Genomic DNA, 14,043 nt, shown 5'->3' with positions numbered 1-14,043 from the left:
AGCCTACACCCGCCCGATGTGTCAATCAAGGTTTACATTTGATCCTTTACTCTGTCTATCTGTTGTGACAAACTTCTGGTGAAGTCGCAGGATGGAATCGACCCATGCAGACCGTCACACTCAGCCTGTTCCGGTTCGACAGCACGCTCTCGCGCCTGTGGGTGCTGGGGCAGATGGGGGCGGCGCGGCTTTCGCTGCCGCGTGTGCCGGGGCTGGAGTTCTGGAAGCTGTGCGGGTCGGGCACGGGCGAAGGGTTCACGCCGCGCCCGAACTGGGGTGTCTGGGCCATTCTTGGGGCGTGGGATAACTTCAAGATCGCTCAGGAAGGTCTTGATCTAAAACCATTCTCTAGCTGGCGCGTCCATGCGCAAGAGGCCTATACGCTGTTCATGGAACCCGCCTCTGTGCGTGGCCATTGGGCGGGCCGTCGCCCGTTCCAGCCCGAGGGCGAGGTCACTGGTCCCATTGCGGCCATGACCCGCGCCACCGTCAAACCCGCCCGCGCGCTGCGCTTCTGGGGTCGCGTGCCCGATATTTCCGCCAAGGTGGGCGCCGACCCGAATGTCATGTTCAAGATCGGCATCGGAGAGGTGCCGCTTCTGCACCAGGTCACTTTTTCCGTCTGGCCCGACACTGCCAGCATGGCCGCCTTCGCCCGCCGTGGCCCCCATGCAGAGGCCATTCGCGCCGTGCGCGACGAGGGTTGGTTCAACGAGGAACTTTACGCCCGCTTCCGCCTGATCGGCACGGCGGGCACATGGCAGGGGCGCGACCCCTTGGCCCAAAGCATTCAACAGGAGGCCGCATGACGCCGTTCCCCTTCGCCGCCATCGTCGGACAGGACGAGATGAAAACCGCGATGGTTCTGACCGCCATCGACCCGAAAATCGGCGGCGTGCTGGTCTTTGGCGACCGGGGCACGGGCAAGTCCACCGCCGTGCGGGCTTTGGCCGCTCTTTTGCCGCCAATTCAGGCGGTTGCGGGCTGTCCTTGCAACTCTGCCCGGCCAGAGGATTGCCCGGATTGGGCGCAGGTCAGCGACATGTCGCTGGTCGAGCGCCCCACGCCCGTGGTCGATCTGCCACTGGGGGTGTCAGAGGACCGCGTGACGGGCGCGCTCGACATCGAACGTGCGCTTACGCGCGGGGAAAAGGCGTTTGAAGCGGGGCTGCTGGCGCGCGCGAACCGGGGCTACCTGTATATCGACGAGGTGAACCTGCTGGAGGACCATATCGTTGATCTGCTGCTGGACGTGGCGCAATCGGGCGAGAACGTGGTCGAGCGCGAAGGCCTGTCCATCCGCCACCCGGCGCGTTTCGTGCTGGTCGGGTCCGGCAACCCGGAAGAGGGGGAACTTCGCCCGCAGCTTCTGGACCGGTTCGGCCTGTCTGTCGAAGTGACCAGCCCGAAAGAGATCGACACCCGCATAGAGGTGATCCGCCGCCGCGATGCCTATGAGAACGACCATGCCGCGTTCATGGCCCGGTGGCAGCCCGAGGATGCCGCCTTGCGCGAGCGCATCTTGCGCGCACGCGCTGCACTCGCGGATCTGAAAACCAGCAATGTCGTGCTGCATGACGTGGCATCGGTCTGCCTTGCGCTTGGGTCCGATGGGTTGCGGGGCGAGTTGACGCTGTTGCGCTCCGCGCGCGCGCTTGCCGCCTTCGAGGGCGCGGGCGATGTGACCCGCGACCATATCCGCCGCGCGGCCCCCATGGCGCTGCGCCACCGCCTGCGCCGCGATCCGCTGGATGATGCGGGGTCCACCGCGCGGGTGGCGCGGCAATTGGCCGAAGTGCTGCCATGATCTTCATCTTGACGAAATCACTCACTTTACGACGTTAGCCAACGCAGCCAGCATGACCCCGTTCGACGCCACCAGCGGCCCGCACCGCCCCACGCCGTCGCCCGATCCTTGGGCGCAGTTGGGGCTTGCGCTGGCGCTGTTGGCGGTGGACCCGCGCGGCTTGCGGGGGCTTTGGCTGCGCGGGCGCGCAGGCCCGGTGCGCGATCGCGTGCTGGCGGCCTTGGCACCGCTTGCCCCGCGCAAGCTGCACCCGTTCATGCCAGAGGATGCGCTGACCGGTGGTTTGGACCTGTCGGCCACGCTGGCGCTGAACCGCCTGCACCGCCACGAGGGGTTGCTGTCCCGCGACGGCACGCTTGCGCTGACCATGGCAGAGCGCTGCCCGCCGGGCCTGTCTGTCCGGCTGGGGCAGGCGCTTGATGCGCGCCCCGGCCTGTCGCTGGTCGCGCTGGATGAAGCGGCGGAAGAGGGCGAGGGGCTGCCCCCCGCCTTGGCCGACCGTTTGGCGCTGTTTCTGGACATCGACGGCTTTGGCTGGTCCGACAGCGCCGACATCACGCTCGACCCCGCGCGCATTGCTGCGGCGCAGGCGCATCTGCCAAAGATCGCCCTGCCGCCGGAGGTGCTGGAACAGATGACCCGCATCGCCGCGAGCCTTGCCATCGACAGCCTGCGCGCGCCTTGGCTGGCGCTGATGGCCGCGCGCGCCCATTGCGCATGGCGCGGCGGGCAGGCGTTGGATGAGCGCGATCTGACATTGGCGGCGGAACTGGTCCTTGGCCACCGGGCGCGTGCGTTTCCGCAAGACACACCACCAGAGGACCAGCCGCCCCCACCAGAGCCGCCGGAAAACGACCCCGATCAGGCGCAAGACCGCGAGGCGCAAGAGCCGCAGATCCCCGATGAGCTGCTGATCGAAGCCGCTTTCGCCGCTCTGCCGCCGGGTCTGCTGGCGCGTCTGCAAGCCGCCAAGGCCGCGCGGATCGCGGCAGGCAGCGGTGCGGGGACGAAACGCAAATCCATGGCGCGCGGTCGTCCCATGCCCTCGCGCCCCGGCAAGCCGGGGTCTGGCGCGCGGGTCGATGTGGTGGCGACCCTGCGCCAAGCCGCACCGTGGCAGGCGATGCGCCGCGCCGCGCGTCCCGATGCGGCGCAAGGGCGGCTGTTGTTGATGCCCGGTGACATTCGCATCAAGCGTTATCAGGACCGCACCGACCGGGTGCTGATCTTCGTGGTTGATGCCTCTGGCTCCGCCGCCGTTGCCCGCTTGGCCGAAGCCAAGGGTGCGGTCGAGATCATGCTGGCAGAGGCCTATTCCGCCCGCGACCATGTCGCGCTTGTCACATTCCGCGGCGATCACGCCGAACTGGCCTTGCCGCCCACGCGGTCGCTGGTTCAGGCCAAGCGGCGGCTGGCGGGGCTGCCGGGCGGGGGGGCGACCCCCTTGGCCAGCGCCATGCAGGTGGCCTTTGACGCAAGCCTACAGGCCCGCGCGCGCGGCATGTCGCCGACACTGGCCTTTCTGACCGATGGGCGCGGCAATATCGCGCTGGATGGCACGCCCGACCGCGCGCAAGCGGGGGCGGATGCGACAACGCTGGCAAGCGCCATTGCCGCGCGCGCGATTCCCGCGCTGGTCATCGACACCAGCCTGCGCCCCAAGCCGCACTTGTCGGACCTGGCGGCGACGATGGGGGCCACGCGGATCGCGCTGCCCCGCGCCGATGCCCGCGCCATGGCCCAGACCCTGGGTGCCGCACTCGGGGGGAAGGAGGGCTAGGGAATGGACGACCTGCCCACCGACTGGCCGCTGCGCGAGAAATCCCGCCTGATCCGCTGTCGCCCGCATGTCTGGCATGTGCAGGTCACGGGGCAGGGGCCGGATGTGCTGCTGTTGCATGGGGCGGCGGCCTCTGGCCATAGCTTTCACAAACTTATGGCGCATCTGCCCGGCTACCGCTTGATCGCGCCGGACCTGCCGGGGCAGGGCTACACGCGCGCCGGCGGGCATTTGCGGCTGGGGCTGGACGCGATGGCGGATGACCTGACGGCGCTTTGCGCCGATCAGGATTGGCGGCCCATGACCATTATTGGCCATTCGGCGGGTGCGGCGGTTGCGCTGCGCATGGCCGAGATCATGCCGCGCGCGCCCCATGCCGTGGTGGGGATCAATGCCGCACTGGGACCGTTCGACGGCTTCGCGGGCTGGCTGTTTCCGAAACTTGCGCGCGCCATGGCCACGGGGCCATTCGCGGCGGCTGTTGTGACAAAGCTGTCGTCGTCGCGCGCGCAGGTGGCGCGGCTTTTGGCGGGTATGGGGTCGCCGCTGGATGACGAGGGGGTCGAGATGTATCGCCGCCTTGTCAGCCGCACATCGCATATCGCGGGCACCTTGGGCATGATGGCACAGTGGCAGCTGGAGCCGCTTCTGGAACGCCTGCCGCAAATCAGCGTGCCGACCCTTTTGATAACGGCCGCGGGGGACCGCGCGGTGCCGCCCCGCGTGTCGGCAGAGGCGGCGGCGCGGATGCCGCGCGCCCGGCATGTCGCCCTGCCGCGTTGGGGCCATCTGGTCCATGAGGAAGCGCCCGCAGAGGTGGCGCGGCTGATCCTGGACTTCCTGCAAGACAAGCAAAGCCCGGTCAGCCTGGTCTAGGTCGCAAAGGCTGCGTGGCACTTGGCCACATGGCGCGCCCCGATCAGGTGGTGTTATAGTATTACATCAGTGACCAAGCAGATGCACCATGCAGACCCAGACACCCGCCGACCGCCGCGCAAGGCACAAGCGCGACCAATCCATTTTTCACGAACTCTTGCGCCGCCATGGCGACATTCGCCGCGAGGTCGAGGAAATCCCCGATGGCATTCGCGCCCGCACATGGGCGGTGGACCCGGCCCTTGTGCCCTTGCTGCACAACCACGCCGAACAGATGCACCGCCGGGTGAAAGAGAAATTCGGCCTGCGCTTCTGGGATCCGGCCTTTGCAGAGCTGTTTGCGCAGGCCGACAAGGTCGAGATGCGCGTGGAGCTGACCGAAACCGGGGTCGATGTGCTGGAAACCTCGGCCGATCCCAACGTGGTCAAGCTGATCCGCGCGCATGGCGCGACGGTCAGTGCTTTCGTGGCCCATGGCGGGCGCGCGGCGTCGCAAGAAAGCCCGTTGCCCCCGGATTACATCCGCGTGCTTTAGGCGGGCAGGGCGGGGTCAGTAGATGCCATTGGCGCGTTGCAGCGCGCGGATATAGGTCACGATCTTGGCCACATCCGCGTCGCTGACCTGCGGTTGCGCGGGCATGTTGCCAAAGGACCAGTGATGCGCGCGCACGCCCATGCGGGCGGCAAGGAAGAACGACATGTCGCTATGGTGGCCGGGTTCATAGATGACGTGAACCAAGGGCGGGCCGACACCGTCTTTGCCTGCTGCATTTGGGCCGTGGCAGCTTGCGCATTGCGCCGCGAAAAGCTCGGCCCCTTCCTGTTCCGTGGCGCCCAGTTCCGGCACATCGACCTCGACCATGACGCTTTGCGCGTCATGGCCGGAATTGAACCAGACGATTGCCGCCCCAAGAATGACAAGGGCGGCGGCGGCAAGCTTGCGTGTCATGCGCTCATCCTCCATTCCTTTGCGCCGCCCGCCCAGGCACGGGCGGCCTGACCAAAAGCTTCGAACAAGGGGCGCGAGACCGGGTCATCGCCCGCGCGCCATTCGGGGTGCCATTGCACCGACAGCGTGAAGCCCGGCGCATCCTTGACATAAAGCGCCTCTGGCGTGCCATCGGGGGCGTGCCCGTCGATCACGATGCGCGCGCCGGGGGTTTTCACGCCTTGGCCATGCAGCGTGTTGGTCATCACCTCTGCCGCGCCCATCAGGCGGTGAAACACGCCGCCGTCGGTAAAGCGGACCACGTGGCGCAGGGCGAATTTCTCTTCCAGCGTGCCGTCGGGGGGCATTCGGTGGTTCATCCGTCCCGGCAGATCGCGGATTTCGGGGTAAAGTGTGCCGCCCATGGCGACATTCACCTCTTGAAAACCGCGGCAGACGCCCAGAAAGGGTTGCCCGCGCTCAACGCAGGCGCGCACCAAGGGCAGGGTGATCGCATCGCGCGCGCGGTCGAACGCGCCATGGGCGGGGGTTTCCGCCTCGCCATATTCCTCTGGGTGGACATTGGGGCGGCCCCCGGTCAGCAGGAATCCGTCGCACACCTCCAGCAGCTCTGCCACCGACATGAGTGTTGGATCGGCAGGCACCACAAGCGGTATGCAACCCGACACTTGCGAGATCGCCTCGGAATTCATGGTTCCGCCCGCATGGGCGGGGTATTCGTCATTTATCAGGTGCGAATTGCCGATAATGCCGATGACGGGCCTGCGCATGTCTCGTCCTGTCCGTATTTGCTCCTAACCTAGCAAACCCAGCGCAAAGGTCGAGAGGCTGCGCGCTCCAAGCCCCCCGCCAACACGCGACTGCGCAGCGTTTAGTCGGTGCTGCCCGACAGGGGCGGCAGATCGACCGGGGCGGGACCGGCCGCCGCCAGCCGCCCGCCCGCGCGCACCATCTCGACCCGCGTGGCGCGGCCCGTGGCGTCGTCGGTTTCGACATAGAGGCCACACAGCGTGGCGGTGCCCATCGCCGGCTCGAACCGGCTGCGCGGCATCCCGGTGATGAAACGGCGCATGGGTTCGTCTTTCTGCATTCCGATGACGGAATCGTAATCGCCGCACATGCCAGCATCCGACTGGTAGGCCGTGCCACCGCGCAGGATTTGCGCGTCAGCGGTCGGGATATGGGTATGCGTGCCCACCACGACGCTGGCGCGCCCGTCGCACCAATGGCCCATGGCGGTTTTCTCGGAGGTGGCCTCGCAATGAATATCGACCAGCGCGGCCTGCACCATGCCGCCGGGCGGATGGGCGCGCAAAACCGGGTCCACCGCCGAGAACGGGTCAGAGAAAGGCTGCTTCATGAACACCTGCCCCAACGCTTGGGCCACCAGCACCCGCCGCCCGCGCGCGTCTTGGAACACATGTGCGCCATGGCCGGGTGCGCCGGATTTGGCGATGTTCAGCGGGCGGATGATGCGCGGCTCTTGCGCGCAGAATTCGCGCATGGCGCGCTGGTCGAACGCATGGTCGCCCAGCGTGATGCAATCCGCGCCCGCCGCCAGCAAGCCCTTGGCGTGTTCGGGCGACAGCCCCGCGCCGCCGGTCGCGTTCTCGCCATTGACGACCACGAAATCCAGTGCCCATGCCGCGCGCAGCACCGGCAGCCAGCCGGTGACAGCCTTGCGGCCCGCGCGGCCCATCACATCGCCAAGAAAGAGCAGTTTCATGCGTTTTGGCTTAGGCCGCAACCGCGCAAGGGGCAAGGGCATAGAGGGCGCGATTGGCTCAAATACGAGGTATTTTTCGCCTCTGTTCGCGTGGAATTCCGGCTAATCTTGGGCCAGGTGGGTTGGGTTGCGGATGACGGAGCATATCATCAGGTTCAAATTGCCCGACCCCATGGCCGACCAAGGTCATGGGCCGATCGCGCTGCGCACAGTGTCCGTGCCGGCGCGGCGCGTCGTGAAAGACGCGGCCTGTCCTTTCGCGCTGGCCGTGCCAGAGGCGGGTCTGGATGTGCTGTTCCTGTTCGACCAGCCCCCCGACCTGCCCATGGTCGAGCTGTTCCAGCATGTGCTGCGCAACATCTGCGCCACGGGCCGCAAGGTGGACCGGGCCGCGCTGACACAGGGCCAGATCTGCCTAGAGGTGGACGGCATCGCGCTGGGCTTTGGCCCCGACCGGCTGCCCGAGCGGCGCTCTGGCAGCTATTGCCGCCCCGCGGGCGGGACGCGCGGGCCGGATAAAGCGGCCCGGCTGGGGCTGGTGTTGCAGCGCCATCAGGCCAGCCTGCGCCTGCGCGTGGGGCGCGGGGCAGAGGATGCGCTGCTGTCGGAGCTTGTAGAGCATGTCTGCATGGGCCGCGCGCCCAAGGCGGTGGTTCTGCTGGGGCGGCGGCTGGTGTTGAGCCTTGCGGAATTCCGGCAGCACAAGCCCTCTCGGCTGGACCTGTTGTCCAGCGGCCCGACCCTGCCGCGCCCGGTGGCCCGCTATGCCCGCCCGCCCGCGCCAGAGGGCAGCACAAGGCGGCGCATGGCCGAGGCGCGCAAACCCTTGCTGCCGCAGGGGCGACAGGCGGGCTATGACGCCGCGATGCTGGAACACCGCTCTTTGCAGAGCGCGCTGCGCGGATCGCAGCCGGGCAAACCGCCCGCGCGCACCCCCCCGCGCGTCGCGGCACTGGCGGTTGCGGCCTTGTCGGGCGTGGTGCTGATCTGGGGGTAGGGGCTATTCGGACAGAACGCGCAGGGGCAAAAGTTCGGTCAGCGGCGCCCCCAAGGCGCGGAAGGCCGCCAGCGACAATTGGCTGCCCGCACCGGGGGCCGCGCCAGAGGGGCGCAGTTCCACCCGGATCGCGCCGCTGCCATCCACGCGCTCGACCCGGCCTTGGGTGACGCGCGTCACAAGGCCCGTGCGCAGCCAGAAGCCTTGCTCTGTCGGGCTGCCAAGGCTGGCAAGCGTCTCTCCCAGAAGCGCGCCGCCCGTCACGTCCACCGCCTGCGCTGCGGCGCGTTCGGCGGGGCTGGTGGTGTCCAGCGTGTCGGCGGTCTGGCCGCGCTGGCCAAGGCCCGTGGCGCGCGCGCCGGGGCGCGCGAGCGGGCGCAGCGTGTCGGCCCCCGGTGTCAGAACCGGGACAGACGGCGCGCCCGATGGCCCGCCAAAGGGCAGCGCCCCGCATCCCGCAAGCCCGCAAACCGCAACGAAGGTCAGAAAATGCCGTGTCATATGCCGACCCTAATACCAAAGCCCACGCCCAACAATCACATATCCCCTTGCCGGGTGCCAGTGCAGTGGCTACTTCTCGGCGCATGACAGCACCGCTTATCGACCCGTTCGCCCGACCGATCTCTTACCTGCGTGTCTCCGTCACGGACCGCTGCGATTTCCGTTGTGTCTATTGCATGGCGGAAAACATGACCTTTCTGCCCAAGAAAGAGCTTCTGACGCTGGAAGAGCTGGACCGCATGTGTTCGACCTTCATCCGGCTTGGGGTTGAAAAGCTGCGCATCACCGGGGGCGAGCCCTTGGTGCGCAAGGGCATCATGACCTTCTTCGAGCAGATGCGCCGCCATCTGGACAGCGGCGCGCTGAAAGAGCTGACGCTGACCACCAATGGCAGCCAGTTGCGCAAATTCGCCGACCAGTTGGCCGATTGCGGCGTGCGGCGGATCAATGTCTCGCTCGACACGCTGGATGACAAGAAATTCGCCGATGTCACGCGTTGGGGCAAGCTGGCGCAAGTGCTGGACGGGATCGACGCGGCGCAGGCGGCGGGCCTGCGGGTCAAGCTGAACGCGGTCGCGCTGAAGGGTTTCAACGAGGACGAGCTGTTCACCCTGACCGAGTTTTGCGCCGCCCGCGACATGGACCTGACCTGGATAGAGGTCATGCCGATGGGCGATCTGGGCAACGAGGACCGGCTCGACCAGTATTGGCCGCTGTCGGACCTGCGCAAGCGACTGGCGGAACGCTATACGCTGACAGATCTGGCGGAACGGTCGGGCGGGCCCGCGCGATATGTCCGGCTGGAAGAGACGGGGCAGAAAATCGGCTTCATCACGCCGCTGACGCACAACTTCTGCGAAAGCTGCAACCGCGTGCGCCTGACCTGCACGGGCGAGCTGTATATGTGCTTGGGTCAAGAGGACATGGCCGACCTGCGCGCGCCCTTGCGGGCCTCTGACAGCAACGACTTGCTGGAAGATGCCATTCGCGCCGCGATTGGCCGAAAGCCCAAGGGCCATGATTTCGACTATTCCCGCCAGAAGGTCGACGGCCAGATGACCCGCCACATGAGCCATACCGGCGGTTGACGCAGCGCCCGCGCCGCCGCGACAAAACCGATTCTTGCCCATTAATTCGGCAGATAGAGGATTGCCCCGGTGGACCCGCGTAGGGTATCGGGGCGGTAGAAGATCACCAAGAGACACGCGCCCATGCACTTCACGGTTGCAATCGACGGACCTGCCGCAGCGGGCAAGGGCACGATAAGCCGCGCCATCGCACGCGAATTCGGCTTTGCGCATCTCGACACCGGGCTGCTGTATCGTGCCGTGGGCATGAAAGGCGGCGACCCGATTGTCGCCGCGCGCAGCCTGTCCCCGGATGATCTGGCGCGCGACGGCTTGCGCAGCCTTGCCGCCGGAGAGGCCGCCAGCCGCGTGGCCGTGCTGCCCGAAGTGCGCGCCGCGCTGGTGGATTTCCAGCGCGATTTCGCCCGCCGCGAGGGCGGCGCGGTTCTGGACGGGCGCGATATCGGCACCGTCATCTGCCCGGAAGCAGAGGTGAAACTGTTCGTCACCGCCAGCGCCGAAACCCGTGCGCGCCGCCGTTGGCTGGAAGCGGGCGAGGATGGCAGCTACGAGGAAGTTCTGGCGCAGGTCCGCGCCCGCGACGCGCGCGATATCGGTCGCGCCGATGCGCCGCTTCTGGCCGCGCCCGATGCGATTACGCTCGACACGACCGAAATGACGGTCTCTCAGGCGGTGGAATTCGCCAAGGACGTGATCGCGCAACGGCTGGCAGAGCGCGCATGATCTGGCGCGCGCTGGCCTTGGTGGCGGTGCTTGCCGCGCCCGTGCAGGCACAAGAGCACATCACCGTTGCGCGCTACATCACCCCCAGCAGCGAATACGACCATGGGGCCGTGCCAGGTGGCGAATATGCCGGGCTGGAAGTGACGACCGCGCGCGGCCAGTATCGCGTGCGGCTGGAAGGGCAGGTTTTCGAGGATACCGCACCCCGATTGGCCGATCTGGATGGTGACGGCGCAGCAGAGGTTTTGACTGTCGTGTCGATCTTCGACCAAGGCGCGCAGATCATGGTCTGGGGGCTGCGTGACGGCGCGCTTGCGCCCCTTGTCTGGAACCCGCCCATCGGCACGCGGCATCGCTGGCTGGCCATCGCGGGCATCGCCGATCTGGATGGCGACGGGCGGATGGAAATCGCCTATGTCGACCGCCCGCATCTGGCGCGGGTCTTGCGGGTCGTCTCTCTCTGGCGCGATGGCGCGACATGGCGCATCGCCCCCGTCGCCAGTGCCGAGGGGCACACAAACCACCGCTACGGCGCCCCGCTGATCGAGGGCGGTGTCTTCGACTGCGGGCAGGGGCCAGAGATCGTGACGGCGGATCGCGGCTGGGCACGGGCCTTGGCGTCACGGCTGGTAGACGGTCGACTGCAGACCCGTGATCTGGGGCCCTATACCGGCCCCGACAGCCTGACCTGCGGCTGATCCGATGCTGTCCTATCAACACGGCTTTCACGCGGGCAACCTGGCCGATGTGCATAAGCACGCGCTTCTGGCGTGGCTTTTGGCCTATATGACCGCCAAGGACAAACCGCTCAGCTATATCGAAACCCATGCCGGACGGGGCTTGTATGATCTGGGCAGTCCGCAAGCGCTGAAAACCGGCGAGGCGGCGGCGGGCATCGCGCGGGCAGCGCCGCTGTTTGACCACGCGCATCCCTATCTCCGCGCGCTGGCCGCCACCCGTGCGGCGCATGGGGCGCAGGCTTATCCCGGCTCTCCGCTGATTGCCGCGCATGGTTTGCGTGCGGGCCATGACCGCCTGTCGCTGGCCGAGCTGCACCCGGCGGAATATGACGCGCTCTCGCGGGCGATGGCGGGGCAGGGCGCGCGTGTCTACAAGCGCGATGGGCTGGAGATGGCGCAAGCGCTTTGCCCGCCAACCCCGCGCCGGGGCGTGCTGATGGTGGACCCGTCCTACGAGGTAAAGGCCGACTACGCCACCATCCCCCGCGCCTTGGGCCAGATCGCGCGCAAATGGAACGTGGGGGTGCTGGTGCTGTGGTATCCGATCTTGGTTGATGGCCCGCATGACGCGCTGACAGCCGACCTGCGCAGCGAGATGCCGGAAATCGCCCTGTTCGAGGCTCGTTTCACCCCCGCCCGCCCCGGCCACCGCATGGTCGGCTCTGGCATGGCGGTGCTGAACCCGCCCTGGGGCATGGCGGACGAAGCCGCGCGCCTGACCCGGCTTTTGTCGGGGCTGTAAACCGCGCGCATCTGTGGCAGGATTGCAAGTATGCACCGGGGCACCACGGAAGCGCTTTCCTTTGCTGCGGTGCAGAATATGCTAGGCCCAAACAATCACCCGCCATTCGGGACCAAATAGAACATGCCGCCGATTCAGGACCACCCCAACCGCTACGCCATGGTCAACGAGCTGCACGCGCGCCCGGCGGCCAAGATCACCGCGCCGGCGACCGCGACCTTTCTGGCCATCAAGCCCTCGCGCTTTGCCGCCAAACGCTCGCGCGCCGATGACCGCGCGCATCTGCTGGCCCTGCTGGAGCGGCACGGGGCGGGCCACCCGTCGCCGGATGCGACGCATTTCTCGACCGATATGGGCCGCTACCATATGAAATGGGAAAGCCATACCGAGTTCACGACCTACACCACCTTCGAACAAGGCCTGACCGACCGGCCTTTTGACCCCTCCAGCTTCGATGTCTACCCCGAGGATTGGCTGGACAAGGCCCCCGGCACGCGCCTGACCTCGATCATCATGCGCATAGAGGTGATGCCCGAGAACCCGTCGGACATGACCGCCAAGATGCTGGACTGGTTCGTGCCCGAAAGCCTTGCGGCTTCCAGCGTGCTGGACGGGGTGGCGGTGATCGCCAGCGATTTCCGTATAGACGCGGCGGGCCATATCCGTATGGCGATGTTCGTCAAACCCGGCACCGGCGGGCGGCGCGTGGGCCGCATCGTGCAGCGCATGTGCGAGATCGAGACCTACAAGACCATCTCGATGCTGGGGCTTTTGCGCGCGCGGGACATGTCGCCGCAAATGGGCGCGCTGGATGATGAACTGACGCGGCTGACACGCGCCATGAACGACGGCGGCTCGCGGTCCGAGGAAACGCTGGAGGCGCTGCTGCGCATCTCCTCCGAGCTAGAGAATATGGTCGTCGAATCCTCTTTCCGGTTTGGGGCCACGGGCGCCTATGAGGCGCTGGTGCATCAACGCATCGAAGTGCTGCGCGAGGTACGTTTCGACGGGCGGCAAACGCTGAACGAATTCATGATGCGCCGCTTCGATCCGGCCATGCGCACGGTCAAATCGGCCGAAGCGCGGCTGGCGAAAATGGCCGAACGCGCCATGCGGGCGGGACAGTTGCTCAGCACGCGGGTGGACGTGGAACGCTCGGCCCAGAACCAGGAACTGCTCGCCAGCATGGACAAACGCGCCGATCTGCAACTGCGCCTGCAACACACGGTCGAGGGGCTGTCGGTGGTGGCAATCAGCTATTACGCGGTGAACCTTGTGGCCTATCTGGTCATGCCCTTGGCGGAACCCGCGGGCGTGTCGAAAACCGTCGCCATGGCGGTGCTCGCGCCCGTGGTCGTGCTGGGGGTCTGGGGGATGGTGCGGCGGATCAGGGCGAAGTTTGAGTGAGGCTTTTGAAAATCGCAGCAATCAGTTATCTGCCTCATCGTCGTTGACAAGCGCTTCGTCAGCTTTTTCGAAACGACGATAATCAATAACTCCTACAGGAACTACCCTATTTCCTTGATAGAGGTCTAAGACGTATTGCCTTATCATACGCTGCTCAAGTTCGATGTCATGCCAACCTTGAGGCGTATAACCACCTTCGAATATTTCAAGCTGCTCTGCATTGTGCCCGAGTTCTCTCGCAATTGAATGTAATAGTTTTGCCAATAGCTTCTGGCGTTCTCTAAAAAGTCTAAGATTATAATTCTCGTTACGGCGGTTAACTTCCTCTGGTGCCAAATGCGGGTCAATAGCTTCTTCAGGTTGTCTCGGATGCACTTCGCCGAGATGCTGCATCAGTTTTGTCCAACTGCCGATAACTTTTTCTTTTTTAGCGAATTCGATCTCGATGAGGTTAAGAGCGCCAACGTGTTCAGGGACAACGGGTGTCCGACGCGTTCGCATTAGCGTTCGAAAGATGTCCATTCTGCGCGCACGAGTTTCATGCGTTGAGTCCACACATCTAGATACGAGGATTGCGAGAACTGGTCCGATGACTATGGCTGCAACTGTAATTAGTTCGTTCTGAACAATCCATTCAGACGGCGTCAGGCGTGATCTGGTTGTCTGGGCGCTGGCTGAAAGCGTTGAGAATGGCCATGATGAACAGC

The 14,043-nt window shown here is 65.9% G+C and carries 16 protein-coding genes; 11 read left to right on the top strand and 5 right to left on the bottom strand.

Annotated features, from left to right (window positions below):
• Positions 1-104 precede the first annotated feature (104 nt).
• The 5 genes from crtA (at position 105) to J1C52_RS10930 (ending at position 4,998) form a co-directional block, all read left to right on the top strand.
• The gene (gene crtA / locus J1C52_RS10950; protein ID WP_227427985.1) at positions 105-809 is read left to right on the top strand and encodes a spheroidene monooxygenase; all 705 of its coding nucleotides are present in this window, start codon (positions 105-107) and stop codon (positions 807-809) included.
• Positions 806-1,807: a magnesium chelatase ATPase subunit I gene (gene bchI / locus J1C52_RS10945; RefSeq protein ID WP_227427984.1), complete on the top strand. Its 1,002-nt coding sequence runs from the start codon at positions 806-808 to the stop codon at positions 1,805-1,807. Before crtA ends, bchI begins: the two co-directional genes overlap by 4 nt.
• A 52-nt stretch (positions 1,808-1,859) precedes the next feature.
• Positions 1,860-3,587, top strand: coding sequence for a magnesium chelatase subunit D (locus tag J1C52_RS10940; RefSeq protein ID WP_227427983.1), 1,728 nt, complete (start codon positions 1,860-1,862; stop codon positions 3,585-3,587).
• Between the two features lie 3 nt (positions 3,588-3,590).
• Positions 3,591-4,463 carry an alpha/beta fold hydrolase BchO gene (gene bchO, locus J1C52_RS10935; RefSeq protein ID WP_227427982.1) on the top strand — a complete coding sequence of 291 codons (873 nt, stop codon included), beginning with the start codon at positions 3,591-3,593 and terminating at the stop codon, positions 4,461-4,463.
• A gap of 88 nt (positions 4,464-4,551) precedes the next feature.
• Complete coding sequence (locus J1C52_RS10930; protein ID WP_227427981.1) at positions 4,552-4,998, top strand: hypothetical protein; 447 nt, start codon at positions 4,552-4,554, stop codon at positions 4,996-4,998.
• 15 nt (positions 4,999-5,013) lie between these two features.
• Here J1C52_RS10930 and J1C52_RS10925 read toward each other — a convergent pair whose 3' ends face one another.
• The 3 genes from J1C52_RS10925 to J1C52_RS10915 all read right to left on the bottom strand — a co-directional run bounded on the left by J1C52_RS10925 (position 5,014) and on the right by J1C52_RS10915 (position 7,138).
• On the bottom strand, positions 5,014-5,412 hold the full coding sequence (locus tag J1C52_RS10925; RefSeq protein WP_227427980.1) for a c-type cytochrome: 399 nt from the start codon (positions 5,410-5,412) through the stop codon (positions 5,014-5,016).
• The gene (locus J1C52_RS10920) at positions 5,409-6,182 is read right to left on the bottom strand and encodes a gamma-glutamyl-gamma-aminobutyrate hydrolase family protein (RefSeq protein ID WP_227427979.1); all 774 of its coding nucleotides are present in this window, start codon (positions 6,180-6,182) and stop codon (positions 5,409-5,411) included. The genes J1C52_RS10925 and J1C52_RS10920 overlap by 4 nt, the downstream gene beginning before the upstream one ends.
• Before the next feature lie 101 nt (positions 6,183-6,283).
• Positions 6,284-7,138, bottom strand: a complete 855-nt coding sequence (locus J1C52_RS10915) for a TIGR00282 family metallophosphoesterase (protein ID WP_227427978.1) — start codon at positions 7,136-7,138, stop codon at positions 6,284-6,286.
• Between the two features lie 133 nt (positions 7,139-7,271).
• Here J1C52_RS10915 and J1C52_RS10910 point away from each other — a divergent pair, with 133 nt between their 5' ends.
• The gene (locus tag J1C52_RS10910) at positions 7,272-8,135 is read left to right on the top strand and encodes a hypothetical protein (protein ID WP_227427977.1); all 864 of its coding nucleotides are present in this window, start codon (positions 7,272-7,274) and stop codon (positions 8,133-8,135) included.
• A gap of 3 nt (positions 8,136-8,138) precedes the next feature.
• On the opposite strand, the gene J1C52_RS10905 is transcribed toward J1C52_RS10910, so the two are convergent.
• A complete protein-coding gene (locus tag J1C52_RS10905; protein ID WP_227427976.1) occupies positions 8,139-8,636 on the bottom strand; it encodes a D-galactarate dehydratase in 498 nt (165 codons plus the stop codon).
• Positions 8,637-8,719: 83 nt separating this feature from the next.
• On the opposite strand from J1C52_RS10905, the gene moaA reads away from it, so the two are divergent.
• From moaA to J1C52_RS10880, 5 genes are all read left to right on the top strand, one after another.
• Entirely contained in the window at positions 8,720-9,724 is a 1,005-nt protein-coding gene (moaA, locus tag J1C52_RS10900; protein ID WP_227427975.1) for a GTP 3',8-cyclase MoaA, read from the top strand.
• Between the two features lie 123 nt (positions 9,725-9,847).
• Positions 9,848-10,447, top strand: coding sequence for a (d)CMP kinase (locus J1C52_RS10895; RefSeq protein ID WP_227427974.1), 600 nt, complete (start codon positions 9,848-9,850; stop codon positions 10,445-10,447).
• Positions 10,444-11,145 (top strand): FG-GAP repeat domain-containing protein, encoded by a 702-nt coding sequence (locus J1C52_RS10890; protein WP_227427973.1) that lies wholly within the window; start codon positions 10,444-10,446, stop codon positions 11,143-11,145. Before J1C52_RS10895 ends, J1C52_RS10890 begins: the two co-directional genes overlap by 4 nt.
• Positions 11,146-11,149: 4 nt before the next feature.
• Positions 11,150-11,929 carry a 23S rRNA (adenine(2030)-N(6))-methyltransferase RlmJ gene (gene rlmJ, locus J1C52_RS10885; protein ID WP_227427972.1) on the top strand — a complete coding sequence of 260 codons (780 nt, stop codon included), beginning with the start codon at positions 11,150-11,152 and terminating at the stop codon, positions 11,927-11,929.
• Positions 11,930-12,052: 123 nt separating this feature from the next.
• A complete protein-coding gene (locus J1C52_RS10880) occupies positions 12,053-13,336 on the top strand; it encodes a DUF3422 family protein (protein WP_227427971.1) in 1,284 nt (427 codons plus the stop codon).
• Positions 13,337-13,357: 21 nt separating this feature from the next.
• Here J1C52_RS10880 and J1C52_RS10875 read toward each other — a convergent pair.
• On the bottom strand, positions 13,358-14,043 hold a 686-nt coding region (locus J1C52_RS10875), incomplete at its 5' end, for a DUF6680 family protein (protein ID WP_227427970.1).

The organism is Roseibaca sp. Y0-43, from assembly GCF_020667835.1.
Classification (GTDB): Bacteria; Pseudomonadota; Alphaproteobacteria; order Rhodobacterales; family Rhodobacteraceae; genus Roseinatronobacter.
Note: the sequence above shows the minus strand (reverse complement) of the source record. Positions and strands in the feature narration are given on the sequence as shown.

Coding starts and splice junctions, on each gene's coding strand:
- bchI (WP_227427984.1), top strand. CDS start 806: ATGACGCCGTTCCCCTTCGCCGCCATCGTCGGACAGGACGAGATGAAA.
- J1C52_RS10930 (WP_227427981.1), top strand. CDS start 4,552: ATGCAGACCCAGACACCCGCCGACCGCCGCGCAAGGCACAAGCGCGAC.
- J1C52_RS10920 (WP_227427979.1), bottom strand. CDS start 6,182: ATGCGCAGGCCCGTCATCGGCATTATCGGCAATTCGCACCTGATAAAT.
- J1C52_RS10890 (WP_227427973.1), top strand. CDS start 10,444: ATGATCTGGCGCGCGCTGGCCTTGGTGGCGGTGCTTGCCGCGCCCGTG.
- rlmJ (WP_227427972.1), top strand. CDS start 11,150: ATGCTGTCCTATCAACACGGCTTTCACGCGGGCAACCTGGCCGATGTG.
- J1C52_RS10925 (WP_227427980.1), bottom strand. CDS start 5,412: ATGACACGCAAGCTTGCCGCCGCCGCCCTTGTCATTCTTGGGGCGGCA.
- J1C52_RS10910 (WP_227427977.1), top strand. CDS start 7,272: ATGACGGAGCATATCATCAGGTTCAAATTGCCCGACCCCATGGCCGAC.
- J1C52_RS10905 (WP_227427976.1), bottom strand. CDS start 8,636: ATGACACGGCATTTTCTGACCTTCGTTGCGGTTTGCGGGCTTGCGGGA.
- crtA (WP_227427985.1), top strand. CDS start 105: ATGCAGACCGTCACACTCAGCCTGTTCCGGTTCGACAGCACGCTCTCG.
- J1C52_RS10940 (WP_227427983.1), top strand. CDS start 1,860: ATGACCCCGTTCGACGCCACCAGCGGCCCGCACCGCCCCACGCCGTCG.
- bchO (WP_227427982.1), top strand. CDS start 3,591: ATGGACGACCTGCCCACCGACTGGCCGCTGCGCGAGAAATCCCGCCTG.
- moaA (WP_227427975.1), top strand. CDS start 8,720: ATGACAGCACCGCTTATCGACCCGTTCGCCCGACCGATCTCTTACCTG.
- J1C52_RS10895 (WP_227427974.1), top strand. CDS start 9,848: ATGCACTTCACGGTTGCAATCGACGGACCTGCCGCAGCGGGCAAGGGC.
- J1C52_RS10880 (WP_227427971.1), top strand. CDS start 12,053: ATGCCGCCGATTCAGGACCACCCCAACCGCTACGCCATGGTCAACGAG.
- J1C52_RS10915 (WP_227427978.1), bottom strand. CDS start 7,138: ATGAAACTGCTCTTTCTTGGCGATGTGATGGGCCGCGCGGGCCGCAAG.